This is a genomic window from Streptomyces flaveolus (assembly GCF_044765825.1).
In the GTDB taxonomy this organism is placed as follows: domain Bacteria; phylum Actinomycetota; class Actinomycetes; order Streptomycetales; family Streptomycetaceae; genus Streptomyces; species Streptomyces flaveolus.
On the sequence record NZ_JBIWKU010000015.1, the window covers coordinates 173629 to 193922 of the forward strand.

General features: G+C 74.0%; 19 protein-coding genes. 3 read left to right on the forward strand and 16 right to left on the reverse strand.

Going from position 1 to position 20294, the window contains the following annotated elements; translation table 11 throughout:
- Positions 1 to 128 precede the first annotated feature (128 nt).
- Complete coding sequence (locus ACIRG6_RS34205; RefSeq protein WP_318217195.1) at positions 129 to 1112, forward strand: aldo/keto reductase; 984 nt, start codon at positions 129 to 131, stop codon at positions 1110 to 1112.
- 40 nt (positions 1113 to 1152) lie between these two features.
- Here ACIRG6_RS34205 and ACIRG6_RS34210 read toward each other — a convergent pair whose 3' ends face one another.
- Positions 1153 to 1500: a hypothetical protein gene (locus ACIRG6_RS34210; protein ID WP_189233387.1), complete on the reverse strand. Its 348-nt coding sequence runs from the start codon at positions 1498 to 1500 to the stop codon at positions 1153 to 1155.
- 234 nt (positions 1501 to 1734) lie between these two features.
- Here ACIRG6_RS34210 and ACIRG6_RS34215 point away from each other — a divergent pair, with 234 nt between their 5' ends.
- A complete protein-coding gene (locus tag ACIRG6_RS34215) occupies positions 1735 to 2160 on the forward strand; it encodes a DUF6328 family protein (protein WP_364681831.1) in 426 nt (141 codons plus the stop codon).
- Positions 2161 to 2211: 51 nt separating this feature from the next.
- Here the strand turns inward: ACIRG6_RS34215 and ACIRG6_RS34220 are convergent, their stop codons facing one another.
- From ACIRG6_RS34220 to ACIRG6_RS34265, 10 genes are all read right to left on the reverse strand, one after another.
- Positions 2212 to 2637 (reverse strand): SsgA family sporulation/cell division regulator, encoded by a 426-nt coding sequence (locus ACIRG6_RS34220; RefSeq protein ID WP_364681708.1) that lies wholly within the window; start codon positions 2635 to 2637, stop codon positions 2212 to 2214.
- Positions 2638 to 2741: 104 nt separating this feature from the next.
- Positions 2742 to 3716, reverse strand: a complete 975-nt coding sequence (locus ACIRG6_RS34225) for an LLM class F420-dependent oxidoreductase (RefSeq protein WP_318217193.1) — start codon at positions 3714 to 3716, stop codon at positions 2742 to 2744.
- A 65-nt stretch (positions 3717 to 3781) separates the two neighbouring features.
- Positions 3782 to 5356 carry a serine/threonine protein kinase gene (locus ACIRG6_RS34230; protein ID WP_403325576.1) on the reverse strand — a complete coding sequence of 525 codons (1575 nt, stop codon included), beginning with the start codon at positions 5354 to 5356 and terminating at the stop codon, positions 3782 to 3784.
- Positions 5357 to 5483: 127 nt separating this feature from the next.
- Positions 5484 to 6443, reverse strand: a complete 960-nt coding sequence (locus tag ACIRG6_RS34235) for a threonine/serine dehydratase (RefSeq protein WP_403325579.1) — start codon at positions 6441 to 6443, stop codon at positions 5484 to 5486.
- Between the two features lie 126 nt (positions 6444 to 6569).
- Positions 6570 to 7247, reverse strand: coding sequence for an AIM24 family protein (locus ACIRG6_RS34240; protein ID WP_364681702.1), 678 nt, complete (start codon positions 7245 to 7247; stop codon positions 6570 to 6572).
- 77 nt (positions 7248 to 7324) lie between these two features.
- Positions 7325 to 8617, reverse strand: a complete 1293-nt coding sequence (locus ACIRG6_RS34245; protein WP_403325582.1) for a CAP domain-containing protein — start codon at positions 8615 to 8617, stop codon at positions 7325 to 7327.
- 93 nt (positions 8618 to 8710) lie between these two features.
- A complete protein-coding gene (locus ACIRG6_RS34250; RefSeq protein ID WP_403325584.1) occupies positions 8711 to 11659 on the reverse strand; it encodes a helix-turn-helix transcriptional regulator in 2949 nt (982 codons plus the stop codon).
- A gap of 63 nt (positions 11660 to 11722) precedes the next feature.
- Positions 11723 to 12076 (reverse strand): UBP-type zinc finger domain-containing protein, encoded by a 354-nt coding sequence (locus ACIRG6_RS34255; RefSeq protein ID WP_364681696.1) that lies wholly within the window; start codon positions 12074 to 12076, stop codon positions 11723 to 11725.
- Positions 12073 to 13533 (reverse strand): ATP-binding protein, encoded by a 1461-nt coding sequence (locus tag ACIRG6_RS34260; protein WP_364823831.1) that lies wholly within the window; start codon positions 13531 to 13533, stop codon positions 12073 to 12075. The genes ACIRG6_RS34255 and ACIRG6_RS34260 overlap by 4 nt, the downstream gene beginning before the upstream one ends.
- Positions 13530 to 15206, reverse strand: coding sequence for an FAD-dependent oxidoreductase (locus tag ACIRG6_RS34265; protein WP_364681692.1), 1677 nt, complete (start codon positions 15204 to 15206; stop codon positions 13530 to 13532). The genes ACIRG6_RS34260 and ACIRG6_RS34265 overlap by 4 nt, the downstream gene beginning before the upstream one ends.
- A 187-nt stretch (positions 15207 to 15393) precedes the next feature.
- On the opposite strand from ACIRG6_RS34265, the gene ACIRG6_RS34270 reads away from it, so the two are divergent.
- Positions 15394 to 16266: a universal stress protein gene (locus ACIRG6_RS34270; RefSeq protein WP_365021260.1), complete on the forward strand. Its 873-nt coding sequence runs from the start codon at positions 15394 to 15396 to the stop codon at positions 16264 to 16266.
- 16 nt (positions 16267 to 16282) lie between these two features.
- On the opposite strand, the gene ACIRG6_RS34275 is transcribed toward ACIRG6_RS34270, so the two are convergent.
- From ACIRG6_RS34275 to ACIRG6_RS34295, 5 genes are all read right to left on the reverse strand, one after another.
- Positions 16283 to 17515 (reverse strand): DUF4032 domain-containing protein, encoded by a 1233-nt coding sequence (locus tag ACIRG6_RS34275; protein WP_403325589.1) that lies wholly within the window; start codon positions 17513 to 17515, stop codon positions 16283 to 16285.
- Positions 17516 to 17524: 9 nt separating this feature from the next.
- Positions 17525 to 18271: an MBL fold metallo-hydrolase gene (locus ACIRG6_RS34280; protein WP_364681686.1), complete on the reverse strand. Its 747-nt coding sequence runs from the start codon at positions 18269 to 18271 to the stop codon at positions 17525 to 17527.
- 74 nt (positions 18272 to 18345) lie between these two features.
- Positions 18346 to 18978 carry an alpha-ketoglutarate-dependent dioxygenase AlkB gene (locus ACIRG6_RS34285; RefSeq protein ID WP_403325592.1) on the reverse strand — a complete coding sequence of 211 codons (633 nt, stop codon included), beginning with the start codon at positions 18976 to 18978 and terminating at the stop codon, positions 18346 to 18348.
- A gap of 47 nt (positions 18979 to 19025) precedes the next feature.
- Positions 19026 to 19739, reverse strand: a complete 714-nt coding sequence (locus tag ACIRG6_RS34290) for a hypothetical protein (protein WP_364681682.1) — start codon at positions 19737 to 19739, stop codon at positions 19026 to 19028.
- Positions 19736 to 20287 carry an RNA polymerase sigma factor gene (locus ACIRG6_RS34295; RefSeq protein ID WP_364681680.1) on the reverse strand — a complete coding sequence of 184 codons (552 nt, stop codon included), beginning with the start codon at positions 20285 to 20287 and terminating at the stop codon, positions 19736 to 19738. Before ACIRG6_RS34295 ends, ACIRG6_RS34290 begins: the two co-directional genes overlap by 4 nt.
- Between the last annotated feature and the right edge of the window lie 7 nt (positions 20288 to 20294).

The window sequence follows — 20294 nt, forward strand, 5'->3', positions numbered from 1 at the left end:
GTCTCTCCTCCTTCGGTTCGTCGGACGGAGCCGCGCGGGTACCCGACGGCCGCCCGGCGAATCACCCCCACCGCGGGACCCGCCGTCCCGGCGCGGTCGCGAGCGGCCGCGGATGACAGACTGGCGGCATGGACGAGCGCACTTTCGACAGGTCGGACCAGCACGCGTCGGTGATCGGCCTCGGCACGTGGCAACTGGGTGCCGACTGGGGAGACGTCGACGACAAGGAAGCCCTCGCGGTACTGGAGGCGGCCGCCGAATCGGGCGTCACCTTCTTCGACACCGCCGACGTCTACGGCGACGGCCGCAGCGAGGAGACCATCGCGACCTTCCTGCGCAGCAGGCCGGATCTGCACGTGCTGGTCGCCACGAAGATGGGCCGGCGCGTCGAGCAGATCCCGCAGAACTACGTCCTCGACAACTTCCGGGACTGGAACGACCGTTCCCGGCGCAACCTCGGCGTCGACGTCCTCGACCTGGTGCAGCTGCACTGCCCGCCGACCCCGGTCTACTCCTCGGACGAGGTGTTCGACGCCCTGGACACCCTCGTCGAGGAGGAGCGCGTCAAGGCGTACGGCGTCAGCGTCGAGACCTGCGAGGAGGCACTGACCGCCATCGCCCGGCCGAACGTGGCGAGCGTGCAGATCATCCTCAACCCGTTCCGCATGAAGCCCCTGCGCGAGGTCCTGCCGGCCGCCCGGGAGGCCGGCGTCGGCATCATCGCCCGGGTGCCGCTCGCCTCCGGCCTGCTGTCCGGCAAGTACACCAAGGACACGGTCTTCGCCGCGAACGACCACCGCAGCTTCAACCGCCACGGCGAGGCGTTCGACCAGGGCGAGACCTTCTCCGGCGTCGACTTCGCCACCGGTGTGGAGGCCGCCGCCGAGTTCGCCGCCCTCGCCCCCGAGGGATACACGCCGGCCCAGCTGGCGCTGCGCTGGATCGTCCAGCAGCCCGGCGTGACCACCGTGATCCCCGGCGCGCGTTCGCCCGAACAGGCCCGCGCCAACACGGACGCCGCGCGGCTGCCGGAGCTGACCGAGGACACGCTCACGGCGATCCGCGACCTCTACGACCGCCGGATCAAGGAGCAGGTCGAGGGCCGCTGGTAGCCCGCTCCGGCCGCCGCGCGGCGGCACTCGGCACCACCTCTCACGGCACCAGGAGCAGCTGCCGTTCCCGCTCCTGGTCGCCGGAGGAGGCGCCCTCGTCCCGCGTCGAGAAGGCGCCGGTCAGCGTCCTGCTCGCGGCCTCGACGGCCTGCGGGCTGCCCTGCACGGTGACCGTCACGGGCGCCGACAGTCCGGCACCCGCCTCTCGTGGCGCCGGGTCCGCCTCCGGGGAGGGCGGCGAGCTGAAGGTCGCGGTGCGGACCGTCGCCCGCTCGTCGCCCGGCAGGTCGTCGGGCGCCCCGAAGGCGCCCTCCAGGGCGCGGACCACCGCCCGCGCGTCGTCGATGCCGCCACCGCTGAGTGTCACGGTGAGCTGAGTGTCGGACATGTTTCGCCAACCTCCTGTGCCTCGGTGTGGGTCCCGCCCGTGTAACCGCCCCCCGACCGCCCAAACCGGGCGCCGCCTCCGACACGGCGTCTGACCGCGGGGAACCCGGGAAGAGGGAAGAGGATCCAGGCGGCGGCAACGGGAGGAACAGTGACGGACACGCATGCGGACACGACGGGCGACTCGGGCCGGCGGCGGGGGCGCGACGAGACCGAGGAGGAGCGCGCGGACCGGATGTGGACGGAGCTGATCCAGGAGGTCCGCGTCGCGCAGATGGGTGTGCAGATCCTCTTCGGCTTCCTGCTCACCGTCGTGTTCACCCCGAAGTACGACGGCCTGTCGGACGCCAACCGGACGATCTACCTGGTGACGGTCGTCCTCGGGGCCGTGACGACCGGCGCCCTGATCGGGCCGGTGTCCCTGCACCGCCTCGTCTCCGGGCGGCGGGTGAAACCGCAGGCGGTGCGGTGGGCCTCCCGGCTGACCCTGCTCGGCCTGATGCTGCTGCTCGCCACCACGACCTCCTCGCTCCTGCTGATCCTGCGCGTGGCGACCCATGACGGCTTCGTGCCCTACCTGGTCACCGGAGTGGTCCTGTGGTACCTGCTGTGCTGGTTCGGGATACCCCTGTGGACCCGGTACCGCCACAGCTCACGCTGACGGCGCGGCCCCTCCCGGGGAGCCGCGCCGTGGCGGTGCGCCGGCGTCCGCTCAGCCGTCGGCCATGAGCTCCGCCAGGAAGTCGTCGACGTGCACCTCTTCGTCGCCCGGCCGGACCGCCGCGTGGGTCTCGCGCAGGAACGCGGCCACCGCTGTCGCCCACACGAAGACCACGGCGCGATGACGCTCCCCGTCGGGCCGGTAGTCGCCGAGGAACTCCATCCGCAGCTCCTCCCACATGCCCCGCGACTCGGGCCGCAGCCGCACGTCGCCCACGCCGACCGGGCGGGCGAGTCCGTCGCCCACCATCTCCCGGTCGAGCGTCCAGCGGGCCAGCACACGGCCGTCGTGGCTGAACACCACGGTGAGCGCGAACGGGTCCGCCGGGTCGTAGCTCAGGTGTGCGAGCACCGGGAAGCGGTCGGTGTCGCCCGTCTGGAGCTGCACGACCAGGGTCTTGTGCACGAGGGAATTCACGGCGGGGGCCTCCGGGAGAACAGACGTAGGGCCCTCTAGTACCCCGATCCTCCGCAAGATGCTCCGTCAAGCGGGTGATTCCCTGGCTCGTGCGCTCCGCGTCGTCAGGAGCCCAGGGCGTCGCGCAGCGCCGGCAGGAGGGTCTTCTCCGACCAGTCCAGGAACGCCGGCTGGGACTCGCCGCCGATCTGCACCAGGGCGATCTCGGTGAACCCGGCCTCCGCGTACGGGCGCACGGCCTCGACGAAGGCGTCGGGGTCGTCGCCGCAGGGGATCGACTCCGCGACGTCCTCCGGCCTGACGAACTGGGTCGCCGCGTCGAACGAATCCGGATGCGGCAGCTCGGAGTTGACCTTCCAGCCGCTGCCGAACCAGCGGAACTGGGAGTGGGCGCGCTCGATCGCCGCGTCCCGGTCCGGGTCGTAGCAGACCGGCAGCTGGCCGACGCGCGGCTTGCCCCGGCCGCCGTGCCGGTCGAACGCCTCCACCAGGTCCGCCTTGGGCTCGGTGGCGATCACCAGGTCGGCGAGTTCGCCCGCCAGCTTGCAGGAGCGCTCCCCGGAGACGGCGACACCGATGGGCGGCGGGCTGTCCGGCAGATCCCACAGCCGGGCCGACTCGACGTCGAAGTGCGTGCCGTGGTGGTTGACGTGACCGCCCTCGAAGAGCGCCTTGATGATCTCCACGGCCTCCTGGAACATCTCGTGGCGCACGTCGACGGACGGCCAGCCGCCGCCCACCACGTGCTCGTTGAGGTTCTCGCCCGAGCCCAGCCCCAGCCGGAACCGGCCCTCGGACAGCAGCGCGAGCGTCGCCGCCTTCTGCGCCACGACCGCCGGGTGGTAGCGGAACGTCGGACACGTCACGTACGTCATCAGCGGGATGCGGGACGTCGCCTGCGCCGCGGCGCCCAGCACGCTCCACGCGTACGGCGCGTGGCCCTGCGAGCGCAGCCACGGGAAGTAGTGGTCCGAGGTCACCGAGAAGTCGAAGCCCACCTGCTCGGCCCGCACCACGTGGTCGACGAGCTCACGGGGACCGGCCTGCTCGGTCATCATCGTGTATCCGATTTGCACCATACGGGGCGAGTCCCCGTCCGTGCGGAGCGAAAACGGACGCGTCTCGGGACACGGGCCTTCCCCGGTCAGCCGGCATCCTCCCGGAACGTCGCGAGGAAGGCGGTGAGCGCCCGCTCGTTCGCGGCGTCGTCCCAGTCGGCGGCCGGGGTCGTCCAGCGCAGCGAGAAGCTGCGCCCGCCACCCAGGAGGAAACCACGCCCGAACGTGCGTACCCGGACGCCGTCGTTCTCGGCGAGCCACTCCATGTCGGCCGCCTCGCGGCCCCGGTACGTCGTCGCGCGGATCCCGCCGACCCGCCGGTACCCGCCCGACCGCTCCAGGCCGGGTTCGACGTCGTCGCGCCAGACCGCCACGGGGTCCGCTCCCGCGCGCTCGCTGTAGGTGACCGCGAGGGTGCGCGGATCACCGGACGCCCCGAAGACGACCCGGTACGCCCCGCCCGGCACGCGCGAGGTGTCCAGCCGCCCCCAGTCCTCGGGCAGGGCCACGGAGAAGCCCTCCGGTGCCTCGTAGCGGCGGAACCCCGCGGGGACGGCGGCGCCCGGCTCCGACGGGGACGGTGTCGCGCTCGGCGGGGGAGCGGGGGAGGAGGGCGCGGTGCCGCCGGCGGGCGGTGCGGCGGGGGACGAGGGGCGCGGCGGCGCGCCGGTGTCCCCGCCCGTGCCGGGCAGTGCGTGGGTGACGGCCAGGACGGCGACCGTGACCGTGACCGCGGCCAGCGCGGTACCGGCGAGCGTCGTCCGGCTCCACCGGCGCCCGGCACGGCAGGCGGCGGCGCGTGCGCCACGCAGCCGGGGCCGGGGGACCGGGGGCGCCGCCGCCCCGGGATCCTCCGACAGCACCCGGGTGAGGGCCGCGCGGACGACCTGGCGGCTCAGCCGCTCCCGGGAGTTCCTGCGCAGGAGCCCCTGTACCACCTGGGTGAGCGGACCGGCCCGCACCGGGGTGCGCAGCGGCAGCCGGTCCACGCCCTTCAGCGTGGCCTCGGCGCTGCCCCGGTCACGGAACGCCGGGCGGCCCTCCACCATCGCGTAGAGGATCGCGCCCAGCGTCCACAGGTCGGCCGCGGGCCCGATCCGTTCGTCGCGGGCCTGCTCGGGAGCGGCGTACGAGGGAGCGGTCAGCCGCGGCGCCAGGGTGGCGCCGGCCAGTCCGAAGCCGGTGACGACGACGGAGCCCTCCTCGCGCACGAACACCTGCCCCGGGCTGAGCTCGCCGTGCGTGACGCCCTGGCCGTGCGCCGCCTCCAGCACGTCCAGCAGCTCCAGTCCGACGCGTGCCGCCCGTGCGTAGTTGAAGGCGCCCTGCTCGGCCAGGAGTTCACTGAGCGGCGTGCCGCCGGCCCGCTCGGTGACCGTCCACAGGGCGCCGTGCTCCACGACCGCCTCGACCACCGCGGCCACCCGGTCCGGGCAGAGCAGCCGCATCGTCTCGCAGGTCCGCACGACCCGGCCGGTCGCCCGGCGGGCGCTCTCGTCCGCGGGCTCCTCCGGGAGGCCGACCTGCGTCACCAGGCACGGGCGGCCCGTCGCGGCGTCCTCCCCGGACCAGCAGACGCGGTTCGTCTCCCGGTGGACGACCTCGAGCAGGCGGTACCGTCCGGCGACCAGGTCGTGTGTGGAGACGTGCGCCCTGCCCATGGCCCTCCCTCGCTCGCACCGCCGGCTCCCGGCTTGCCCAGGAGTACGGTGAGCGGGCCGGGGTGCGTTCAACGAACGCGCGAGGCGACCACCCGACTTTCCCGCGCGTCCCGCGCGGACATCGCAGTCAGCGCAGCCCGAAGCGGTCCGCCCAGGCCGTCATGTCGGCGGTCGTGGCGTTGCCCCCGCACACCACCAGGCCGATCCGGGCACCGTCGCCCACCCGCTCCACCACCCGCCGGGCCGCGGGCAGCAGACAGCCGGCGGCCGGCTCGGTCCACACCTTGGCGTGCTCGGCGAGTGCGAACGACCCCTCGATCGCCTCCCGGTCGGACACCACGAGCACCTCGGTGACCAGAGCGGACACATGGTCGTACGTCAACTGCGAGACGGACGGGGCGCTGAGCGTGGTGACGACCGACGACAGCGGGACCGGCAGCGGGCCGCCCGCCGCCAGGGCCCGGGACATGGCCTCGGCGCCCGCCGTCTCCACGCCCCAGATCCGCACGTCCGGCCGACGGGCCCGCAACGCCGCCGCCACGCCCGCGATCAGCCCACCGCCGCCGATGCTCACCACCACGTCGGTGAGCTCCCCGGCGTCCTCCGCGAACTCCAGCCCCACGGTGCCCTGCCCCGCGATCACCACGGGGTCGTCGAACGGGTGGACCAGCGTCAGCCCCTCCTCCCGCAACCGCGTCACGAGCGCGAAGGCGCTGTCCATGCCGTCGGTGAGCCGCACCACCGCGCCCGCCTCCTCGGCGGTCTCCACCGAACGCGCGGGTGCCGTACGCGGCATCACCACCGTGGCCTTCACATCGAGCGCGGCGGCCATCACCGCCACGGCGATGCCGTGATTGCCGCCGCTGACCGCCACGACACCCGCGGCCCGCTCGGCCTCGGTCAGCGACAGCAGCTTCACCGTCGCGCCGCGCGCCTTGAACGACCCGGTGCGCTGCAACAGCTCCAGCTTGGCGGTGACCGGGGCCCCGAGCATCGCGCTCAGTCCAGGGCTCGGCACCGTCGGGGTGCGTACGACATGGCCGGCGATCCGTTCGGCCGCGGCTTCGATCTCCGTGATCCCGATCAAGGCAGTCATCCTTCCGGCGCGGGTGGTGATCCACGCCCTCCCGCAGCCTTTCGTGCGACGCGTCCCAGGTCAACAGGGTTCCGGGGCACGGCCGTCGAGGCCCGCGGTTGTGGCGGCCGGCCGGATTCAGTGCTGCTGGGTCTTCTGCGGCGTCGCCTCGCTCGGCCGCACCACGACGTACCCCTCGCCCTGGAGCATCAGCTGCACGGCCTCCCCGGAACCCCCGCGCAGCATCGAGCCGAGGGACTGCGAGCGGTGCAGCGAGGTCGCCAGCCCGGCGGACCAGCCGACGATCGCGTCCGTGTCCACGTACACCGGGTACTGGGGCGACACGGGTATGACCAGCGGATTCCCCTCGCACACCAGGCCCAGCCTGCCGTGGCCCGTGAAGACGCTGTTGAACAGTCCGCCGCCGGCGATGCCGGAGCCCTTCACGGTGGCGATGCGGTACGACAACGACGCGTCGAAACACAGGACGTTGCGGCCGTTGACCGTGAACTCGTCGCCCGGCTCGACCTCCACGATGAAGCAGTTCTGCGCCTCGTGCGCGAACCACGCCTCGCCCTGTCCGCGCACCGCCATCAGCGGCAGTCCCTCCCCGGTGACCGCGCGTTTGAGCATGCCGCCCACGCCCTGGCCCTTGCGCTCGAACTGGAGGCTGCCGCGGTAGGCGATCATCGCACCCTGGCGGGCGAGCATCTCGCCGTTCACCACGTACCGGACGCACTTGGCGTTCTCGACGGTCATGCCCGGCGCCGAGGCGGGCTGCACCATGTGCTCGCTGGAAAAGAGGTCACCCTTCATGCGGGCATCCTGTCCCGGAGCGTTGCGTTCCGCCAGGACCGCCCGTCGCCGTGGCCGGTTTCGACCAAAAACGCCGGTCAGCCGCCGAAGAGCTGGGTCCAGTACATGCCCGCCCGGCCGCCGCCGGCCAGGCCGACCCCGATGTGCGTGAAGTCGGCCCCGAGGATGTTGGCACGGTGCCCGGGGCTGTTCATCCACCCCTCCACCACATCGGCGGGAGAGCGCTGACCGCAGGCTATGTTCTCGCCGACCGTGCGCCGCGTGGCGCCCGCGGCGGCGGCCCGGTCCCAGGGCCTGCCGCCGTCCGGGTCGGTGTGCGAGTAGAAGTCCCGGGCCACCATGTCCGCGCTGTGCGCCTGCGCGGCCGTCGTCAGCCGCGGGTCGGCGGCCAGCTCGGGCAGGCCCGCCCGGACCCGCTCCCGGTTGGTCAGGCCGACGACCTCGCCCGTCGCGCGGTCCAGGCCCTGCGGCGTCAGCGGCACCGCCCACAGGGCCGTCCAGTACGTGTCGCCCGAGGGCCCGCCGGTGACGTAGCCCCAGCCCGCGTGCGTGAAGGCCGCCTCGTGCAGGGTGCGCCGGGACCGCTCGGTGCGCAGACAGTGCTCGACGAACTCCGCGGGCGTGCGCGGACCCGAGACCAGGTGCTCGCCGACGGTGAGATACGCGTATCCGGCCAGGACGACGCGCTGGTGGACGGAGACGCCGTCCCGGGTCTCCACGCTAAGCGCGCCCCCGGCGGCCATGGCACCGGCGTGCGAGCGGGCCGCGGTGACCAGGCGTCCGTCAGCCGAGACGGGCCGGGAACCGGCCGCCGCACGGGCGGCGTTGACCAGGTCGAGGAAGCCGTCCGAGGCGACGGGCCTCGGCGTGCCCGCGTCGGAGCCCTGGGCGTCGTCCACGACCTCCACCCCGAAGTCCCGGGCGAGACCGGCCAGTCCGTCCGCGTACCCCTGGCCGAGGGCGCGCAGCTTCCAGCGGTCGCCGCGCCGGTAGAGCTCCGCGAGCAGCAGCACGGTCTCCTGGCGGGGGCGGGGCGGGGAGAACCGGGCGAGCGTCCGCCCGGCCGCGTCGGCCACCTCCAGGGTGGGGGAGGGCGAGTCGCTCAGGAGCGTGCCGGGCACGGCCGGGCTGACGGCCACCGTCACGCGGGTGGCGCCGGCGCGCAGCCGCCGCGGATCGACGGTGAGCGTGTCGTCCCGCAGCCGGGCGCCGGGAGCGTCGGGCTGGTTGTAGAAGACGAAGTCGCCGTCACCGCTCACTGTGCCGCCGTCGTCCGTGATGAGGGCGGACACGTCGAACCCGCCCGGCACCCGCACGCTCACGGGGCCGCCCGGCAGGGGGATGTTGCCGCCGGGGACCAACTCGCTCATCCTGTGCCGCCCTGTGTCGTGGTCCGCCATGGGAGTCGGGGGTGCCCGGACAACGTCCCTGGGCCGGCCGGGGTTCCCGCCGCCCGGCCCAGGTCAGCCCGAGGCGGTCGGCTCCGGTGCGACCAGCCCCTGCCGGTAGGCGACCGCGACCGCCTCGGTACGGCTCGAAGCACCCAGCTTGGCGAGGATGTTGGAGACGTGGACGCTCGCCGTCTTGGCGCTGATGAACAGCTCCTCGCCGATCTGCCGGTTGCTGTGCCCGAGGGCGAGCAGGCGCAGTACGTCCTGCTCGCGGGGCGTCAGCACCGCCGCACCCGCTCCCGCGGACGGCGCCGGATCCGTGAGCCGGCCGCGGCGGGCCAGGTCATCGAGCCGCTCGCGCAGCAGGGTGGCACCGAGCCGGTCGGCCTCCCGGCGTACGGCGTCGGCCTCGGCGGCCGCCTCCTCGCGGCGGTCGGCCGCCAGCAGGGACTCCGCCAGCCGCAGCCGGCACCGCGCGCGTTCGTAGGGGTCGCCGTACGCGAAGGCGGCCACCGCCCGCTCCCAGGGCGCCGGGTCCGGCGCGGCGGTGGAGATCCGGGACCACTCGGCCTCCGCCCGCGCCAGCCACGCCTGACCCTCCGGGCCCTGGGGGAGGGCGTCGAAGCCGTGCTCGGCGGACCAGCGGGCCTCGGCCAGCAGTTCGGCCCCCGTGTCCGTCCAGCGGGCCACACCCGCCTCGTCCCCGGCCCGGCGCAGCTCGGCCACGGTGTCGGCGACCGCGGACAGCGCCAGGGTGGCGAGCCGGACGGTCACGGCGGGCCGCGTGCCGGCCTCGGTGAGCTCCTCGACGCTGGACCGCATCCACCGCACGGCCTCCTCCGCGTTCCCGCGCAGCGCCGCCGCGTCGGTCAGCACGAGCCCGCCGACCATCCGCGCCATCCAGTCGAAAGGTCCCTCCAGCAGGGCCCGGGCCCGCTCGGCCGCCCCGAAGTCGCCCCGCGCCAGCGCCACGTACAGCTCGGGACCGAGGGTGTGACCGCCCACGGCCGGCCGCACCCGGGCCTGCTCGGCGGACTCGCGCAGCACCTCGTCCCAGTGGCCCAGCGTGTACCGCACGAGCAGCCGCAGATACCGCATCTCCCTCGGGTACGGCGAGGACAGCAGCCCGGAGCGGCGGGCCCGGTCCAGTCCCTCCGACGCCCAGTGCAGGCACTTCTCCAGGTCACCGGACTCGAAGCTGCCGATGGCGAGGTTGAACAGCGCGCGCAGCTCCACGGGCGCGTTGCCCGCCCCCCGCGCCAGTTCGCGGGCCTCCAGCAGCCGCTCCCGGCCCGCCGGGGTGGCCCGGTTGCCGCCCTCCAGACCCGTCAGGGAGATCAGCAGATCGGCGCGGGCGTCGGGGACCCCCAGGTCCTCCGCGACCCGCAGGGCCCGGTGGGCGACGCGCAGCGCGGTCTCGTTCTCGCCGACCTGGCGGGCCGTCGTCACATGCGTTGCCGCGGCCCACACCCACGTCGACGACGGGGGGTCGGCCGGGATCAGATCGAGCGCCTCGCTGCTGTGGGTGTAGGCGGCCGACAGGTTGTCGACGCTCAGCAGGTTTCCGGCGAGGGTGTAGCGGACACGGGCGGCCAGCTCCAGGTCCGCGTCCTGGCCGAGGCCCGCCAGCGCGGACCGGGTCAGGGAGACCGCGCGGTGCAGCTCCCCGGCGTGCGCGGCGGCGGCGGAGGCGCGCAGCGTCAGCGTCACCGCGTCGGGGCCGGCGGGGCGTGCGGGGGCGTCGACCGCCGACCACAGGTCCAGGACCGCCTCGAGGTGCCGCAGTTCCTCGGCCGGCGCGCCGACGCGCTGGGCGTGGTCGGCGGCCTCCAGCGAGGCGGCCAGGGCCTCCGGCAGATCATGGCTCTCGCGGTAGTGGTGGGCGCGCTCGGCGGCGCTGCCGGACCGGCGGCCCGGCCCGGCGAGCAGCCGGGCGAACGCGCCGTGCAGCCGGGCCCGTTCACCCGAGAGGAGATCGGCGTAGACGGCCTCCCGCGCCAGCGCGTGCCGGAAGGAGTACGTGTTCCCGTCGCCGGAGACGAGCAACTGCCGCTCCACGGCCTCGCGCAGCGCCGACTCCAGCTCCTCCTCGGGCAGCCCCACGGCGTCCCGCAGCAGGTCGTGCCCCACGCGGCGCCCGGCGACGGCGGCGGTGCGCAGCACCTGCTGGGCGGTCTCGGACAGCTGCTCGAACCGGATGAGCAGAACGTCGGCCAGACCGCTGGGCACGCCCCCGGCGGGCGTGTCCGTGGCCGCGACCAGTTCCTCGGCGTAGAAGGCGTTGCCCTCGGCGCGTTCGACGATCCGGTGCACGGTGGTGTCCGGCAGCGGCCGGTCGCGCAGCGCGCGCACCAGCCGGGCCACGTCCGCGTCCGGCAGGGGGCGCAGTTCCAGTCGCTCCACGGCGGGCAGCCGCACCAGCTCGGCGAGCAGCGGCCGCAGCGGGTGGCGGCGGTGAAGGTCGTCCGCCCGGTAGGAGGCGAACACCGCGATCCGGTGGTGCTGCAACACTCCCCGGCTGAGCAGGAACCTCAGCAGGTCCCGGGAGGACTGGTCGGCCCAGTGCAGGTCCTCCAGGACCAGCAGCAGCGGGGCGACGTCCGCCAGGTCGGTCAGCAGGGCGGCCACGTCCTCGAAGAGCAGCAGCCGCGACCGAGGGGCGCCGGCGTCGTCCTCCGGGCCGCCCCCGAGCAGCCGCTCGGCCACCGGGTGCGCGGCCGGCACGGCGGCGAACCGCTCGTCGGCGGCCAGTACGCCGAGGATCTCGGTGAACGGCAGATACGGCAGGCCGACGTCCCCCAGGTCGACGCAGTGCCCGGTGAGCACGGTCGTTCCGGCCGCGGTGGCCCGTGCGGCGACCTCGTCCAGCACCCGGGTCTTGCCGACCCCGGCGTCCCCGGCGACGAGCACCGCACGGGCCTCACCGGCGCGGGAGCGCTCCAGCGCGCCGGTGAGACGCGCGAGTTCGTCCTCGCGACCGACGAGTGGGCTGCTGAGTGAGGTCTGCGACACGCCGCCCATCCTGACACGCGCCCCGGGCAGCGGACTTGGCCCCCGCCTCGCGGGCCGCCGGCCCGGGCGCGGTCAGCGGTGCAGCGCGGCGGACCAGTCCGCCGGTACCCGTCCCGCCGGCCCGGGGGAGGGCTGGTCCTCGGGGTGACTGGCGGGCGGGGCGAGTTCCGGTCCCGACGCCCGTACCTCGTCGGTCGCGTAGTCCCAGAACCAGTCCTCGCCGGGCTCGAAGCTCTGCACCACCGGATGCCCGGTGGCCCGGTAGTGGCCGGTCGCGTGCTGGCCGGGGGAGCTGTCGCAGCAGCCGACGTGGCCGCAGGCCGCGCAGCGCCGCAGGTGGAACCACCAGCCGCCCTTCGCGTCGCACTCGACGCAGCCGGTGCCGCTCGGCGGGACGGCGGGGTCGATTCCGGTGTCACTGGTCATGCCGGCTCCTCGGTCGGTTCGGATGCGGCCGCGGTGAGCGGAAGGAGGACCTGGAAACGGGTGTCTCCCGGCACGGACTCGACGCGGAGGGTGCCGTGGTGCTTGTTGACCACGATCCGCCAGGAGATGTCCAGGCCGAGCCCGGTGCCCTCGCCCACCGGCTTGGTGGTGAAGAACGGGTCGAAGATCCGGTCCCGGATCTCCGGGTCGATCCCGGTGCCGGTGTCGCGGAACTCCACCAGCAACCGGTCGTGGTGCAGCGCGGTCCGCACGGTCAGCGTGCCCTCGCCGCCCGCGCCGTCGTTCATGGCGGCGACCGCGTTGTCGATCAGATTGGTCCACACCTGGTTCAGCTCCGCCGGGTAGGCCGGGACGTCCGGCACGGTGCGGTCGTACTCCTTGACGACCTCGATCCGGGGGCCGATCTTGCCCGACAGCATCAGCAGCGTGCTGTCGAGCAGTTCATGGACGTCGACGTTCCGGTAGGGCGCCCGGTCGAGCTGCGCGTACTGCTTGGCCGCGTTGACGAGATGGGAGATGCGGGCGGTGGAGTCCGCGATCTCGTTCATCAGCAGCTCGGTCTCGACGGTGTAGTTGAGCCAGCCCACCGCTCCGGGCAGGATCTCCTCCTCCACGGCCGCCGCGACCTGGTCCAGCCACTCGGTGTCCAGCCCGGCCTGCACGAAGGTCGGCGCGAGCTGCCAGCCCTGCTCGATGCCGTGGTCCTCCAGCCAGTCGGTGAGGGCGTCCTCCCGGTCGGCGGCCTCCAGCGGGCTCAGCGACGGCGCCTTCGCGACCCGCTCGGCCGTGCGTTCCTGGATCTCGATGAGACCGGCCAGCGCGTCCCGGGAGAAGGGCCCCTCGGCGATGACGGCGAGCTTGCGCCGCATCTTCGCCACCCGCTCCCGCAGCGTCGACGTGGCGCGTACGGCCGCCGCCGCCGGGTTGTTGAGCTCGTGGGTGAGACCGGCGGACAGCGAACCGAGTGCCAGCAGCCGCTCGCGCTGGCCGATGGCCCGCTGGGTGCTCTTCGACCCGAAGAACAGCCCCTCCAGCAGGTGCACCGCCATCGGGAACCACTCCCGCATGACGGCCGCGAAGGTGTCCGCCGGCAGCACGAAGAACCGCGTCGGCTCGGTGACCCGCAGGGAGTTGTTGTAGACCTGCGGCACCCGGTCGCCGACGTACGCCTGCATGGCGCCCGCGTACACCCCGCGCTGCGAGGTGCGGTTGGTCTCCACGTCGTCCCCGCCGACCCGGCGGGAGAGCACGACCGTGCCGTCGAGCATCACGTAGAAACAGGTCGCGGGCTCGCCCTCGCTGTACACCGGACCGGGGTCGAACAGCTCCACCCGGCCCTCGGCGCACAGCCGGCCGAGCTGCTCGGGCGACAGCTTCTCGAAGAGGAACAGCTCACCGATCTCCCCGGGGCTGCACGGCATCGGCCGCCCGCTCACGACTGCTCCAGGTAACGGTGGACGAGCATCACGGCCATGGCTCCCTCTCCGACGGCGGACGCGACCCGCTTCGCGGACTCCGCGCGGGCGTCGCCCGCCACGAACACGCCCGGGACGCTGGTCTCCAGGTGGTACGGCGGCCGGTCCAGCTCCCAGTCCGCCGGCGGCCGCCCGTCGGGGGTCAGGTCGGGCCCGGCCAGGATGAACCCGCGCGCGTCCCGCAGCACGGTGCCGTCCAGCCAGTCGGTCAGCGGGGCCGCGCCGATGAACACGAACAGCCACTGCGCGTCGACGAGTTCGGTGCCCCCGCTCTCCGCGTCCCGCAGCGTGAGCCGCTCCAGGTGTCCGTCGCCGTGCGCGCTCTCGACGACCGTGCCGCAGCGCACGTGGATGTTGGGCGTCTCCTCGATCTGCTGGATCAGGTAGTGCGACATCGACGCAGCCAGGGAGCCGCCGCGCACCAGCAGCGTCACCGACTTGGCACCCCGGGCCAGGTACATCGCCGCCTGCCCGGCCGAGTTGGCACCGCCCACGATGTACACGTCGTGGTCCTGGCAGGCCGCGGCCTCGGTCAGCGCCGAGCCGTAGAACACCCCGCAGCCGGTCAGCTCGTCCGTGCCCGGCGCGGGCAGCTGCCGGTAGGAGACGCCGGTCGCCAGGATCACGCTGTGCGCGGCGACCGCCGAACCGTCCGAGAACCGTACGATCCGCGCCGCCCCGCTGGCCTCCAGTCCCGTCACCTCCCGCGCGGTGAGGATCTCCGCGCCGAACTTCGCGGCCTGCCGCCGGGCCCGCTCGGTGAGCTGCCCGCCGGACACGCCGTCGGGGAAGCCCAGGTAGTTCTCGATCCGGGAGCTCTGCCCGGCCTGCCCACCGGTCGCCGACCGCTCCACCAGCACCGTCCGCAGCCCCTCCGAGGCCCCGTACACGGCCGCCCCGAGCCCGGCCGGGCCGCCGCCGACGACCACCAGGTCGTAGAACTCGGCCGCCGGCGTCGTCGCCAGCCCCACCCGGGCGGCGAGGTCCGTCGCCTCCGGCTCCACCAGCGGCGTCCCGTCCGGCGTGATCACCACCGGCAGTCGCTGTCCGTCCTGCCCGGCCGCCGACAGCAGCCGCCGCCCCTCGGGCTCGTCGGAGGAGTACCAGCGGTAGGGGACCTGGTTGCGGGCCAGGAACTCCCGGACCTCCGAGGAGCGCGCCGACCAGCGGTGTCCGACGACCTTGGTGCTGGGCACCGGCCGGTGGTCGCCGGTGCGCCACGCCTGCAGCAGGTCGTCCAGCACCGGGTAGAGCTTCTCCTCCGGCGGGTCCCACGGCTTGAGCAGGTAGTGGTCCAGGTCGACCACGTTGATCGCGTCGATGGCCGCGTTGGTGTCGGCGTACGCGGTCAGCAGCACCCGCCGCGCCCCCGGGTACACGTCGAGGGCCTGTTCGAGGAACTCGATGCCGTTCATCTGCGGCATCCGGTAGTCGGCGAGGATCACGGCCACCAGGTCACCGCGCAGCTTGAGTTCGCGCAGCGCCTCCAGCGCCGACTCGCCGGACTCGGCGCGCACGATCCGGTACGAGGCGCCGTAGCGCCGTCGCAGGTCACGGGCGACGGCACGGGAGACTCCCGGATCGTCGTCCACGGTCATGATGACGGTCCGCGTCGCCCCGTCCGCCTGTGCCATGCGTCCCCCACGTCGAACGGCCGGATTCACGGCACGGCGTCCCCGTCACCGCACCGGCCTGCGACCCATCGTATGTTCGATCGCCCCGCACCGCTCGGTCGGACGGAGGGGCGGGGCGCCCGCCCGGCGCCCGGTGTAGTGAAGACTGGGGCCCATGGACGTGACCGCGACACAGGAGGGGACCCGCATGACGCGCCCGATCACGGCAGGGGTGGACGGATCCGAGGAGAGCCTGGCCGCACTGGCCTGGGCCGCCAGGGAGGCGGTCCGCCGGCAAGCTCCGCTGCACGTCGTGCACGCCTGGCGGGCCGAGCCGGAGACGGCCGGCGTGGGGGACCGGGACGCGCAGGAGCGGTGGATCCGGGACTCGGTCGACGGGTCGGTCCGGACCGTCACCGAGCGGCACCCGGAGCTCACGGTGTCCACGGACGTCACCGAGGCCGACGACGCCGTCGCCGTGCTGCTCGCCGCCGCGGCCGACGCGCAGACGCTGGTGCTCGGCTCGCGGGGCCACGGCGCCGTCGTCGGCTTCCTGCTCGGCTCCGTCGGCCAGCAGGTGATCGCCGAGGCGCCCCGGCCCGTCGTCCTCGTGCGGGCCGGGGACGAGGCCGCGGCGGAGGCCGCCGGCCGCGAGATCGTCGTCGGCCAGCAGGGCGAGCCCGAGGACAGCGCCGACGTGATCGGCTTCGCCTTCGAGGCGGCGGCCGCGCGCGGCGCCACCGTGCGGGCCGTGCGGGCCTGGACCCTGCCGACCGTGTTCACCTACAGCCCGGGCTCGATGCGGCTCGCCGACGAGGCCGGTGGCCTGGAGCAGTACGAGAGGAAGGCCCTCGGCGAGGCGCTGGGGCCGTGGCGCGAGCGCTTCCCCGACGTCCCGGTGATCGAGCACGTGGAGATGGGCAGCGCGGGCCAGGTGCTGCTGTCGGCGGCCGAGAACGCCCAGCTCACGGTCGTCGGCCGCCGCGCCCGCCGGACCGCCGTCGGCGCCCGGATCGGCTCGGTGGCGCACGGCGTACTGCACCACGCCGCCTGCCCGGTGGCGGTGGTCCCGCACGCCTGAGCCGTGCCCGGGTGCCTCAGTCCGACGTGGGCTGCAGTGTCTCCCGGGCCTTCGGCAGGACGGTGGTGAGGTAGTCCTGGACGGCCGTGTCCAGGCCGATGTCGTGCTGGGCCCGCTCGGACAGGTACCAGCGGTGCTCCAGCAGCTCGTGGTAGATCTCGGCCGGGTCCATCGCGCCCCGCAGCTCCACCGGCACCGCCCGCACGGTCGGCCGGAACACCTCCCGCACCCAGCGGTGGGCGAGCACCTCCGGGCGGGCGCCGAGCGGGTCGCCCGGGGCGTAGTCGTCCTGGGTGGCCATCCAGCTCTCCAGGTCGTTGAGCAGCCGCCTGGCCTGGTTCTCCTCGGCGTCCAGGCCCGTCAGGCGCAGCAGCTGGCGCTGGTGGTGGCCCGCGTCGACGACCTTGGGCACGAAGGTGACCGTGTCGCCGTTGGCGGCGTGCTCGATCTGCATCTCGGCCACGTCGAAACCCAGGTCGTTGAGCCGCCGGATCCGGCGCTCGATGTAGTGGTGCTTGCCCGCCGGGTACACGGAGGTGCGGGTCAGCTCCTCCCACAGGCGGCCGTAGCGCGCGCAGATCTCCCTGCCGAAGTCCACCGGGTCGACGGAGGGGTGCAGCGCCCCCGACGCCTCCAGGTCGAGCAGCTCGCCGCTGATGTTCACCCGGGCCAGGTCGAGGTCGTAGTCGCGTTGCCCGTCGCTCAGCCGCGGGTGCAGCTCGCCGGTCTCGGCGTCCACCAGGTAGGCGGCGTAGGCGCCCGCGTCGCGCCGGAAGAGCGTGTTGGACAGCGAGCAGTCGCCCCAGGCGAACCCGGCCAGGTGCAGCCGGACCAGCAGCACGGCGAGGGCGTCCATCAGACGGTGCATGGTCGCCGGACGCAGCGTCGTCTCGAACATCGACCGGTAGGGCATGGATCCGCCGAGGCGCCGGGTGATCAGTACCGGCTCCAGCGGTTCACCGGCGCCGTCGGTGCGGCCGGTGACCACGCCCAGCGCGTCGACCGCGGGGATGCCGAGCCGGTCCAGGTCGCGCAGCAGCCCGTACTCGCGCAGCGCGGGCCGCTCGGCGAGCTCCTTGACGGCGATCACCTCGTCGCCGGCCCGGGCGTAGCGGACGACGTGGCGGGAGATGCCGCGCGGGAGCGGCACGAGGTACTCCTCGGGCCACTCCTCCAGCGGCGTCTGCCACGGCAGTTCGAGCAGGAGCGCCGGGTGCTCCGGATTGGTGGCACTGATCTGCAAGGCCATGGCCGAACTCTAGAACGTCCGTTCCCGGGCCAGTCGCGCGGCGTCCTTCACCGGGCCGCGGTGGACGGGCCCGTGCCCGGGGAGCAGCACGTCGCCGTCGAGTCGGGCGAGGACGTCGAGCGAGGCCACCGTGCGGTCCCGCTCATGGTGGAACATGTCGGGCAGCAGCTGGGGCCCCTTCATCCGTGAGGTGGGGTGTCCGCTGACCAGGGCGTCGCCGGAGATCACCACCCCGGCGTCCGGCAGGTGGTAGGCGCAGTGCCCGTCGGTGTGCCCGGGGGTGTGCACCGGCACGGGCCGGCCGGGCAGGTCGAGCGGGCCGGCCGAGGGGAAGGGGGCGGGGGCGGTCACCGGGTGCTGCTGGGTGCCGCCGGAGCGGAGCACGTGCAGCATCCAGGGCAGTACGCCCGGCCGCCAGCTGTTGCGCAGTACTTCGCCGACCGACACCTGCTGGAGGAAGTCCCGCCGGGCGTGCGGTACTTCGGCCTCGTGGAGGAGGACGGGGGTGCCGTGCGCGGCGCGCAGGTACTCGGCCGAGCCCAGGTGGTCGTTGTGGGCGTGGGTGATCAGTACGGCCGTCACCGCCTCGGGTGAACTCCCGATCGCCGTGAGGGAGTCGAGCAGGAGCCCCCGGTCACCGGGGTAGCCGGTGTCGATCAGGGTCACCGCGTCGCCCTCGGTGAGGATGACCCAGTTGGTGTTGCTTCCGTGCACCAGGTAGGTGCCGTCCGCGGCGTGCCGCACGTCCGCGCGCATGAGTGTCCCCGCATTCCCAGGTGGCTGCCCGACGGGGGACAGCCAACCAGACGCGGCGGGCGGGCGCCCGACGCTCAACGCACCCCGCGCGGACGGAACTGGACGCTGATCCGCGGGCCCACGGCACGGGTGCTCTTGGGGACGCAGTGTTCCCAGGTGCGCTGGCAGGAGCCGCCCATCACGATCAGGTCGCCGTGGCCCAGCGGGCGGCGCACCGTGTCGCCGCCGCCGCCGCCCGCCGGGCGCAGCAGCAGGTCGCGGGGCGCGCCGACCGAGAGGATGGCGACCAGGGTGTCCTGGCGCGCGCCCCGCCCGATCCGGTCGCCGTGCCAGGCGACGCTGTCCCGGCCGTCGCGGTACTGGCACAGCCCGGCCGTCGTGAACGGCTCGCCCAGCTCCTCGGCGTAGTGCGCGGACAGCGCGTCCCGGGCCTCCTCCAGCAGCGGGTGGGGCAGGGGTTCGCCCGCGCCGTAGAACGCGAGCAGCCGGGGCACGTCGACCACCTGGTCGTACATGGCACGCCGCTCCGCCCGCCAGGGCACGTCGGCGGCCAGCCGCTCGAACAGCACGTCGGCCCCGCTCAGCCAGCCGGGGAGCACGTCGATCCACGCGCCGGAGCCCAGCGGGGTGCGGCGCAGCCCGTCGAGGGAGCCGAGCCGGACCTCGTCCGTCTGGTCGAAGAGAGATCCCTGGAGGTGCCTGGTCATGAGACCAGCGTACCGCGTATTCGAAAGAGAGTTCTATTCTGTGCGGCTCAGTCGGACGGATGGAGGGTGGCGCTGGCCACGACCGAGCTGTCGGCCGCGAGCAGGCGCACCTCGGTCACGGGCGGCGAGCCGGCCGGGTAGGGGGCGACCCATTGGGCGTAGCCGTCTGCCAGGGCGAAAGTGCCGATGGTGGTGGTGGAGCCGTCCGCCCGTTCGATCTGGCAGGTGAGGGTGCCGTCGAGGGCCGCTCGGGCGTGTGCGGGCAGGTCGTCCGCGTCGACCGACACGTACACCCAGTTCGGCCCGCCCGCGTAGGCGAAGACGCGTCCGACGTCCTGGCTGTGGGAGGAGAGGTCGGCGCTGAGCAGCCGGTCGGGCCGGACGGAGCCGCCGGCGGACGGTGCGGACGCGGAGGTGATGCCGATCGCCCATCCGCCCATGGCCAGTGCCGCGGCCGCCGCGGCGCCGGCGACACCGAGGGCGAACCGCCGGCGCAGTGTCCGGCGACCGCGCCGGGGCGTCGACAGTCCGATGCGCTGGAGCACTCGGGTTTCGAACCCCGCCGGCGGCTCGCGCCCGGGGATCAGGCGGAGCAGTTCGTCCGCCGTGCGCGCCAGGTCCCGGACGTCCTCCAGGCAGGCGGGGCAGCTCTGCAGGTGGGCCAGGGCCGCGGCGCGCTCCTCGGCGGGCAGTACGCCCAGTGCCGCTTCGGCGGCGATGTCCCGCAGCCGCGGGCACGCGAAGGTGTCGTCGCCGGTCATGATCGTGTGTCCTGTCTGTGCGTCATGGCCTCGCGCAGCTTGGCCAGCGCCGTCCTGATCCGGGTCTTGGCGGTGCCGAGGGGGACCTGCTCCAGGTCCGCCACCTGCTGCGCGGTCAGGCCGTAGACACCGGCCATGACGATGGCGCGGGCCTGGCCCGGCGGCAGCTGTGCGATGGCCCGCCGCAACTCGGCCGACTCCTCGTCGGCCACCGCCAGCCGTTCGGGGGTCTCGGTGATCGTCTCCATCAGCGGTGCCATCCGGGAGGGGTCCACCGGGACGGCTCTGCGGGAGCGCACCGCGTCGATCGCCAGGTTGTGGGCGATGGCCGTCAGCCACGTACGGACCGATCCACGGCGCGAGTCGTAGACCTGGGCGTGCCGCCATGCCTGCTCGAAGGTCTGCTGGGCCACGTCCTCCGCGAGCTGGGCGTCGCCGGTGACCGTCATGGCCACCCCGAAGACCTTGTGCTGGAACCGGCGGACGAACGCCACCGCGAACTCGGGGTCGCCGGTGGTCAGCCCCGCCAGCAGAGCGTCATCGGGCATCCGCTCC